Origin of the sequence: Methylobacterium segetis, from assembly GCF_004348265.1 — a bacterium.
Taxonomy (GTDB): domain Bacteria; phylum Pseudomonadota; class Alphaproteobacteria; order Rhizobiales; family Beijerinckiaceae; genus Methylobacterium; species Methylobacterium segetis.
Map to the genome: position 1 here is coordinate 1 of NZ_SMNT01000231.1, position 1990 is coordinate 1990.

Sequence of the window (1990 nt, forward strand, 5' to 3'; positions counted from 1 at the left end):
CGAAGGTCACTCCGCCGCCGACCGTGATCTTCCCCGGCAGGTTCCACCACGAGCGGCCGAGGGCCGTCAGGTCGTAGGTCGTCCAGAGGGTGAAGGCGTTGGCGGGCACGAAGGGCGCGACCCGGCCCGCATTGACGCCGGACAGGACCGTCCCGTCGAGGTGGGTGTAGCCGGCGATGATGTTCCACTCCTCGCTGAGCTTGCCGGTGATCGAGGCCTCGAACCCGTCGACCCGGCGGCGCTCGCCCGCGTCGAGGGCGCCGTTGATGATGCTGCCCGTGACGGGATCGATGTCGAAGCTGTTGCTCTTGTCGATCCGGAACAGCGCCGCGGCGAGGCCGAGGCGGCCGCCGAGCACGCTGACCTTGGCGCCGACCTCGTAGAGGTCGCTCTCCTCGGGCTTCAGCGCGGCGGCGTTCGGGATCTCGATGCCCGTCGAGTTCGCCACGTACTGCCCCTGCGGGGAGAAGCCGCGCGAATAGGAGACGTAGTAGGTCTGCTCGGGCGTCGGCTGCCAGATGCCGCTGACCTTCGGGCTGACCCCGGTCGAGGGGGCGATCACGGAGGGGGTGAAGACGGCGTTCGCGTTGGTGGCGGTGTAGCTGCTGACGAAGCGGTCGACGCGCACGCCGCCCAGGATCGAGAATTGCTCGGTCAGCCAGACCCGGTCGCTGAAGAAGGCGCCGAGATTGGCGCCTTGCGTCAGGCGGCGGCTGGCCGGGTTCGGCACCAGCGAGTAGCCGACCTGATCGTGGAGCGGGGTCAGCAGGCGCTGGTTCGGGCGCGTTCCGAGCACCTGGTAGTTGATGCGGTCGTCGTCCTGGTAGAACAGGTCGAGCCCGGTCACGACCTCGTGGCGCAGGAAGCCGGTGTGGAACTTGGCGATGGCCGTCGTGACGTTCTGCGCGCCCCAGGCGTCCTGTCCGAACGTCTGGCCGCCGCCCGCGGTGCCGAGGCCGAGCGTCTCCGAGGCCGGGCCCTTGATGACCACCACGTCCTGGATGTTGAAGCTGTCGCGGGCGTAGACGCCGAAATCGCGCAGGCCGTCGAGATAGACGTCGTTCTTGGCCTGGAAGCCCCGGATGCGGAACTGGTCGCCGTTGAGGCCGCCATTGCCCTCGCCCGCCGAGACCGTGATGCCCGGCACGTTGCGCAGGGCCTGCTCCAGGGTGGTCGCCTGCTGCTGCCGGATGACCTCGCCCGGGACGACGCTGATCGCCTGCGGCGTGTCCTGGATGCGGCCGGGGAGCCGCGAGAGGCCGGTGCCTTCGTTCAGCACGTTGGGGTCGCTCAGGCGGAAGCCCTCGACGCTGAGGAGCGGCAGGTCGGCGGCGACGTCCTGCGCCTCCGCGTCGAACGGCACGAAGGCGCCGAGCGTCGCCGCGAGTCCGAGGCCGACCGCATTCGATCCGCCCGTGTCCCTCATCGATAGTTGGGCACGCATCACCGATAGTCTCCGCTGAATGACCGTCCTTAGTGAAACTCTGCCGGCGGATGCAACGGTTATCCTGCGGTTTTCAGCGAAAGATACACAAGCGCAACATTTTAGATTTGCTCTAAATCGAGTTTGAAATCATTCTGAACTGCGGTCGATTACCCGCAATCGATGCTTTTCATCTGTGCAATGCATGGTATTGCGGCCGCTGAATGCGGCCCGCCGGGGTCTGCTCGCGGGATCGACGGCTCGGGCGTGGGATCGGACGTGCCACCTTCCGGATCAGCTGCCCGCGCGGGAAGCGGGATCTGCGGCGCGGCCCCGAACGTCTGGGATCTGCACCGGCATTCGGAGGCCGATTGGCGCGCCCTGTTCGCGCGGCGCCCGCAGGAGGCGGCGTCCTGGATCCGCTTCGCGGCCGGCAAGGGATTCCGCGCGGCGCAACTCATGCTCGGCCAGATGCATCTCGACGGGACGGGCGTGCCGCGCGACGCGGGCGCCGCCTACGCGTGGTTCGCGCGCGCGGCCGCCATCGGCAGCCTGGAGGCCCGCAAC

1 protein-coding gene and 1 pseudogene are annotated in these 1990 nt (G+C 68.3%); one reads left to right on the forward strand and one right to left on the reverse strand.

Annotated elements, in window-relative coordinates:
* Positions 1 to 1444, reverse strand: a 1444-nt coding sequence (locus E1J50_RS26270; RefSeq protein ID WP_132257200.1) for a TonB-dependent receptor, incomplete at its 3' end; no start/stop codon positions are given.
* Between the two features lie 258 nt (positions 1445 to 1702).
* Here E1J50_RS26270 and E1J50_RS26275 point away from each other — a divergent pair.
* Positions 1703 to 1990: pseudogene (locus tag E1J50_RS26275) on the forward strand (hypothetical protein); the annotation flags it as partial.